This window comes from Aquimarina sp. RZ0 (assembly GCF_008370685.1).
Lineage (GTDB): Bacteria > Bacteroidota > Bacteroidia > Flavobacteriales > Flavobacteriaceae > Aquimarina.
In genome coordinates, this window is record NZ_VTZU01000035.1 from 65,969 (window position 1) to 72,881 (window position 6,913).

At 33.0% G+C, this 6,913-nt stretch carries 7 protein-coding genes; 4 read left to right on the forward strand and 3 right to left on the reverse strand.

Features of this window, described 5'->3' with window-relative positions; genetic code table 11:
• Window position 1: 1 nt before the first annotated feature.
• A complete protein-coding gene (locus tag F0000_RS14500; protein WP_149625444.1) occupies window positions 2-1,036 on the reverse strand; it encodes an alpha/beta fold hydrolase in 1,035 nt (344 codons plus the stop codon).
• 91 nt (window positions 1,037-1,127) lie between these two features.
• Between F0000_RS14500 and F0000_RS14505 the strand changes: the two genes are divergently transcribed.
• The 4 genes from F0000_RS14505 to F0000_RS14520 all read left to right on the forward strand — a co-directional run bounded on the left by F0000_RS14505 (window position 1,128) and on the right by F0000_RS14520 (window position 4,982).
• A complete protein-coding gene (locus F0000_RS14505; RefSeq protein WP_149625445.1) occupies window positions 1,128-2,123 on the forward strand; it encodes an NADP-dependent oxidoreductase in 996 nt (331 codons plus the stop codon).
• Window positions 2,124-2,184: 61 nt separating this feature from the next.
• Complete coding sequence (locus F0000_RS14510; RefSeq protein ID WP_149625446.1) at window positions 2,185-3,252, forward strand: hypothetical protein; 1,068 nt, start codon at window positions 2,185-2,187, stop codon at window positions 3,250-3,252.
• A 129-nt stretch (window positions 3,253-3,381) separates the two neighbouring features.
• A complete protein-coding gene (locus F0000_RS14515; RefSeq protein WP_149625447.1) occupies window positions 3,382-4,395 on the forward strand; it encodes a nitrilase-related carbon-nitrogen hydrolase in 1,014 nt (337 codons plus the stop codon).
• Between the two features lie 41 nt (window positions 4,396-4,436).
• Complete coding sequence (locus F0000_RS14520; protein ID WP_149625448.1) at window positions 4,437-4,982, forward strand: MarR family winged helix-turn-helix transcriptional regulator; 546 nt, start codon at window positions 4,437-4,439, stop codon at window positions 4,980-4,982.
• Between the two features lie 127 nt (window positions 4,983-5,109).
• Here F0000_RS14520 and F0000_RS14525 read toward each other — a convergent pair whose 3' ends face one another.
• On the reverse strand, window positions 5,110-5,376 hold the full coding sequence (locus F0000_RS14525) for a hypothetical protein (protein WP_149625449.1): 267 nt from the start codon (window positions 5,374-5,376) through the stop codon (window positions 5,110-5,112).
• A 685-nt stretch (window positions 5,377-6,061) separates the two neighbouring features.
• Complete coding sequence (locus F0000_RS27780; protein ID WP_188112130.1) at window positions 6,062-6,217, reverse strand: hypothetical protein; 156 nt, start codon at window positions 6,215-6,217, stop codon at window positions 6,062-6,064.
• Window positions 6,218-6,913: the final 696 nt, after the last annotated feature.

Genomic DNA, 6,913 nt, shown 5'->3' on the forward strand with positions numbered 1-6,913 from the left:
ATTATTCATTAGCATACCAATCCACAAGGCAAGTTTGTAATTTTTTAGCATTGAACGATACATTGTATTTTTTCAAAATAGTCCATGCCTTCAAAAAATGGCTACCATCTGATTCGACTTGTGGAACACTTTTATCGTTTGTTTTATATAAAATTGCTTTAGGTTTAACTTGAATCTCAGAACTAAAGTCTAGCACGACTTCGGATAAATTTAAAGCTTTTGACTTCATGTGTTCTGTCATTACATTAACCCGCTCATCAGGATTACCTTCAATATATAAAACTTGAACATTAGGAGGCATATCGTGTTTGATTAAATCATCGATATATTGTGCAATGATACTACCATTCCATCTAAAAATAGATGTCGATACTTCGAGTTGTTGTACATACTCAGCACGCTCATGTTCAAAAGCAACCTTGTAGGCATAATGATACGTCATACCCGTTTTCAAATAGTCCATAGAAATGATCTGTAATACCTCTGCTGATATTGACGGACGATTAAGTGCATATTCATCCTTCTGAAAACACCAAGGAAAATATTGAACCATATGACTAACCATAGTCCAAATTTTGGTGAGATGACTACCATCCATTTGAGGTGTAAAATCAGGAAAATAATGTTTCAAAATGTCAGCCCGAAAGTCATCATTAAAATGTGCGGAGTTGTCTAAAAAGAGATGGGAGATATCTTCTGGGTATTTCAAAGAATATCTAATTGCAATCTGTGCACCGGTCGCTGTACCATAGAGCGCAATTCTTTCTAGTCCCAATACTTTGAATAATTTGTGAATCACCTTTGTGTAGACACCTACGTTTTTAGGTGCTTCTTCCAACGGATCTGACTTTCCATAACCTGGTGTATCGATACAAATAACCGTATAATTTTCGGCAAGCTGTTGTGCTAATGGTAACAGCATGTTTGATGAATGTGGCGACGGATGCAATAAAGCTATTGCAGGACCAGTACCTAAGATTTGAACAAAAACTTTTTTTGTGCCTATTTGAATGTATTTCTTTGTAATAGAATGCATATAAGTCAAATATAATAGTTAATTTAGTTAATTATTTATAATATTAACTATTTTTTATTAATTTAAGTTCTTCTAATTGTAAGAAAAGACAATGATCAATACAAAAGTAATACTAAAAAGCAGGCCAAAAAGGCTGATTGAAAATAACAATTTTGATATTGTAACCGAGCCATTAGCAGACTTACAACCCAATGAAGTATTAGTACAGATTGAAGCGATATCATTAGACCCTGCCATGCGTGGATGGATGGATGAAGGTACTACATATATTAAGGGTGTATCGATAGGAGCGGTTATGCGTTCATTTTCTGCGGGTAAAGTAATCCGCTCAAAAAATGATATGTTCAAAGAAGGTGAATATGTGTCTGGGCTTTTAGGTGCGCAACAATATTCTATAAGTAATGGTGAAAATTTAACTAAATTAAATATATCAAAAGGAAAAGTTAGTCTTCATTTAGGTATTTTAGGTATGCCAGGTATGACTGCTTATTTTGGACTCTTGGAAAAAGGCACACCAAAAAAAGAAGATGTAATTTATATTTCGGGAGCTGCAGGAATAGTTGGCTCTACTGTTGGACAAATTGCTAAAATAAAAGGATGTACTGTTATTGGTTCGGCAGGCAGTGATGAAAAATGCCAATATCTATTAAACGAATGTGGTTTTGACAAAGTGATTAATTACAAGACAGAGGATATTGATGAAAAATTAAAAGAATATGCTCCAGAAGGAATCCATATCTATTATGATAATGTAGGCGGGCCTACCTTGGATATTGCTCTAGCTAATTTAGCCAAAGGAGCTAGAGTTGTTATTTGTGGAGCCATCTCTCAATACAATAACATGAACAATATCTATGGTCCAAAAAATTATATGAAGATTGTAACAGCAAGGGGTCACTTGACGGGAATTATCGTTTTTGATTATGCTGAAGACTGGCCAAACGCTATTAATGAAATTTCTAATTGGATTAACGAAAAAAAAATATTTGCTAAAGAACACCTTATACACGGTCTAGAAAAATTCCCCGAATCCCTGAAAATGCTGTATACTGGTGAAAATTTTGGAAAACTAGTATTGATGGTGTAAAAAAAGATCAGGAGAAGAAAATTATTTTCAATTACAATTTGTTTCATTTAGTTTGATTACTATGACTACTCAGAAAAAAGAATTACCCAAAACAGTTATTAGCGGAGTATATGAGGTGATGCTAGGTACAGATGATGCAACCTATGCTAAAAAATATTTTGCTGATTTTGGTTTTCAGATAACCCATAGTGCTTCTATTTCTGCTTCTGAAGCTAAAAAGCTTTATGGAGTAAACTCAGGGCTTACCTCTTACCGTTTGCAAAATGGCAAGATTGATAGTCATGGACTACTACGGATATTAGAATGGAAACAACCATTAGGTGAAGGTGTAGGTTATGCCTCTATCGAAACTATTGGGTCAAGAATGGCAGTTATGAGAACGCATGATATTTTCAGATTATATGACATCTACCAAACAGCCAGAGGCGTAGGTAAAAAACCTTGGTTTGCTACAGAACCTATTTCAGATGACCTTTTTGGTTTAAATACAGGAGAACGTGATTTTTTTAACCGTCCTGTATTGGTTCGCGAAAATGCAGTTTACGGTCAATTTTTTAATCATATTTTTTTTCAACGTTATGGTTACTTAATACCGGGATATGGTACCATTGAAGAGAGTACCAAGTTAAGAACAAGTGAGTTTACTCATCATGATTTTATAATCAATGCAACCTCATTGGATCAAATATCCTATCTATCCACAGCTTTGGGATTGCAAGCTGAAGAAGAACCAACTCTTGATGGCGACTGGCTTAAGGGTCCTAAGGAGGTATTTCAAATGGAGCCTGGATTTAGTCACTGGTATCAAGGCTTTGTGTCACCCAATAACATTTGCGGAAAGTTAAAGTTTTTTATACCCAACGGATTGAGACCTAATAAATCCCAACATCAGCGTATTGGCGAAAAGGGAATTACTTTGCATTCTTTTTACACTCCAAAACTAGATTACATATACCAACTGGTATTGAATCACCAGAATCTTACATGCACCAAAATTCAAAGAAATGAATTTGAGGAAGATTCTTTTGTTTTTTCGGACACAGCTGGTATAAGTTGGCAAATTATTGAGAAAACTAAAATTCCGAAAAACAAACCGGTAACTCAATTAAAATTTGAAATTATAGATTAGGTCTTCCTCTATATCTAGTATTAATTTTAATTAATGAAGAACGTATAATTAATAGTACTTTTGCCTAATAAATAATTAATGTAATTAACTAATTTTGTGTATTTTTAAGAAAGATTAAAATTCAACCCAGTGATAAAACAATATAAAGCTCTAGCTCTACAGACCGAATGTTTGGCAATTAATTCTTGTAAAGATAGTATTACAAGTCGTCAACACATGCAAAAATCATTACAAAAGGTATTGAGTCAGGTAAGTGCATCCAAACGTTTTATTGGTCCAGATCTAAAATTAGTAGTATTCCCAGAGTATTTCTTAACCAGTTTTCCCTTTGGGGAGAGTATATCGCAATGGCAAGAAAAAGCTTGTATATCGATAGATGATGACTTATTCAGTCAAATGAAGGCGTTTTGTGTAAAAGAAGCGATCTTTTTATCTGGAAATTTTTATGAAATTGATCCTCATTTTCCTGATTTATATTTTCAAAGTAGTTTTATAATTGATGATCAGGGAGAACTGATCCTAAGATACAGGCGATTAAACTCTATGTTTGCGCCAACCCCACATGATGTGCTGGATGAATATATAAACATATATGGAGAGGACTCTTTATTTCCGGTAGTAGATACGAAACTTGGAAAACTTGCGTGTATTGCCTCCGAAGAAATTCTATATCCAGAGATTGCCCGATGTCTTATGATGCGTGGTGCTGAGGTATTTTTGCACTCGTCTTCTGAAGTAGGAAGCCCGCAATTAACTCACAAAGAAATAGCAAAGAGAGCTAGAGCAATTGAAAACATGGCATATCTAGTTTCAGCAAATTCTGCCGGTATTCAAGGAATAGATATCCCACATTCGAGTACTAATGGAGCGTCAAAAATTGTACATTATGAAGGTCATATCCTTTCTGAAGCAGCTGTTGGAGAAAGTATGGTTGCTAATAGTTATTTAGACTTGCTGGCACTACGTGATTATCGTTCTAAAGTTTCTATGCAAAATTATAATGCACGGCAGCGATTTGAGTTATACGCACCTTCCTATGCATCATATACTCACTATCCTCCCAATACATTTAAAAACGTTTCCCCTAGCAAAGACTTATTTATAAAAACCCAAATACAGGTTATAAAAAACCTATTTAATTAGAACACGGTATAATATTTTAGAATTTTACCAGGTCATCAATTATGAACGAAATAAATAAAAATATGATAAAAAAAAGTATTGAAGAATCAATAGTATTAAGCATTTTAGACCTTTCTAGCCAGTTAAAGAAAATAGGGGATGAAGTATATCAAAAAGTAGGGTTAACAACGCAACAATGGCTTATTTTATTACACCTTGCAGACAACCCTAATTTACCTTTTTTTAAAAGAGAAAAGCACGAAAAAGATCTTATGGCTAGTGAATTAGCAGATTCTTTAAACGTTACAAGAGCAAATATAACTAACCTAATTAATATACTTCTAGATAAGGGTCTCATTAGACAATACGAAGACAACAAGGATAGAAGGAAAAAACGATTGAAACTTACTAAAAAAGGAATTACTTTAGTAAATAAAACACAACCATCAAGACTTGGTGTAATTAACTACCTTACAGAAGGTTTTTCTAAAGAAGAAAAACAAACTTTTCTTTGTTTCCTTGAGCAATGCATGGATAAACTAATTAATGAGGATGAAAAAATCAAGTCTTTTCATAAGTTGTTAGAAAATTCTGACGTTGATTTATAAATGTTAGGTAGTCTATCTTACTATTGAATAAACTAGTCAAAATATATCCTAAAATAGTCGATCCTTAAAAAATCTTTTTTAAGGATCGACTATTTAGTGATAGGGTTTCATCTGCTAAAACCTCGTTTTACCTCTTTATAAATATGAATCCAATTATTACCTCCTTCAAATCGCAAAAATTCCCATTCGGTAAGATGGTAAATCCCAAGAGATCTACTTCGCTTTCCTGATCCATATCGGATGTAATAATTCTTTTAAGATGATCCACTTTTAAAAGACTTTTGGCATAAAATAACAATACCTCCATTCTATGCAAAAGATCAAAAATTTCTATCTTTTGCACGCCTTCAAAATTACGCATGATTTTATATAATAGCTGTTGTTCTTGTTTCATTGGTTGTAGTTTCTATTAGTTTGGTGTAATAAAAAGAGATGTTACCCCTAATGTTTAATAATATAGGCTATTCCTTTGGTAAGCATCATTTCTGATACTGTATCAACCCACCTATATCTTTTTTGATCAGTTTTAAATATAGTTTGGCAAAATCACATAAATGTTCTATAGGATGGTAAAAATCTACAATCTGTATGCTCTCTGGATAGTTTTCCATATCCATTTAGCCCCATCGGTTATAAAGACTAGAGAGTTTAGTTTTTCTAAATGATAGTCCACCTTTTTAAGAAAACTTTTATGATCACCAAGATGGATAATGTAATCAGAATGTCAATAAGCTGCAATTTTCACAAGTCTGTATAAGATTTTCAGCTTGATATATTCTGCTTAATTTATTTTCTTTCCAACTCTCTCCCCTTGTTAGATACATCGCTCCATCTACACTAACATAATGAAGAACATTCGTTTTTTTGCTTCGTATTCTTTGTAGAGGTGGTCTTCGATCATCTGATTAATAGACCATACTGACGACAAATCCGTTCTATCTGTTTAGTATTAACTTGACAAGCTGTTAAAGTATGAAGTACTTGAGAGGCTTTAGAAAACACCAAATATAGCTCCATATAACACATGATTCTTGTGCCAGACTACAGATATTCATTGAACTCGAGCTTATGGATAACACCTAGGACTTACTGATTTCTATTTGTCTGAATTGGGGGTAGAGTTTTTTTGAGTTCTTACCTTTAGGAACTTTTCCTGCAGATAGCTGTAACATGTCTTGCTCAATCTTCTTCATCATAGCTGCATAGGTAGGTTCATATTGATAACCATTTTCCATACGATTTGGGTTAGATTCTCATGCTTCTATATGTTTGGCAAGTATTGCGGTCGCTTGTTCTTTAAAGTCCATTGTTTTGTTTCTCAATAAATTACAAAATTATTAAAAAAAAGGAAATTTGTCGTACATCCGACCTAACCCGAAAAATTCATTGAATGAGTTTGATTAAGTGTGTAAAGTTTTGAATTTAAGGGATAAATAAAAGAATTGACACTTTTTTATTACATCCAAAAATGAAATCACAAATAAAAAAAAAGTGTTTATTTTACTAGTAATCAGTAAATTAAATTTTAATTTATTTATCAATAGGATTTGTTACTTATAAATGGGTTTCGATCTATATCAGAACGTATCTTGACTAGTTTTGAATTTGGGGTTTTTCAAAAAGCTTCTGTAAAAAAAGCACCCAGTTTTTTGGCCGCTTGTACTCATAATATAGTATGTATTATCTCAAATATATCATCAACAGTAACATAACACTCAAATTGAAAGAACTACTTTATAATTCGCTCTAAATCCGCACTGAATTATCAGGGATTTCGGCTCGTTATGTATACTATTTGTTTTAATGTCACGTCCTAAAATACGGCTACAGATTAATATTAAAATTTAAGCGGCACTTTGGTGCACGTAATTAGGTGTTTTATAGTCTAAAGATAAATGTAATCTTTTATTGTTATATAATTTGATTGCGTT

What these genes read in the sequence shown, in the direction of transcription:
- F0000_RS14525 (WP_149625449.1), bottom strand. Translation starts at nt 5,376, where the DNA reads ATGAAACAAGAACAACAGCTATTATATAAAATCATGCGTAATTTTGAA.
- F0000_RS14505 (WP_149625445.1), top strand. Translation starts at nt 1,128, where the DNA reads ATGATCAATACAAAAGTAATACTAAAAAGCAGGCCAAAAAGGCTGATT.
- F0000_RS14500 (WP_149625444.1), bottom strand. Translation starts at nt 1,036, where the DNA reads ATGCATTCTATTACAAAGAAATACATTCAAATAGGCACAAAAAAAGTT.
- F0000_RS14520 (WP_149625448.1), top strand. Translation starts at nt 4,437, where the DNA reads ATGAACGAAATAAATAAAAATATGATAAAAAAAAGTATTGAAGAATCA.
- F0000_RS27780 (WP_188112130.1), bottom strand. Translation starts at nt 6,217, where the DNA reads ATGGAAAATGGTTATCAATATGAACCTACCTATGCAGCTATGATGAAG.
- F0000_RS14510 (WP_149625446.1), top strand. Translation starts at nt 2,185, where the DNA reads ATGACTACTCAGAAAAAAGAATTACCCAAAACAGTTATTAGCGGAGTA.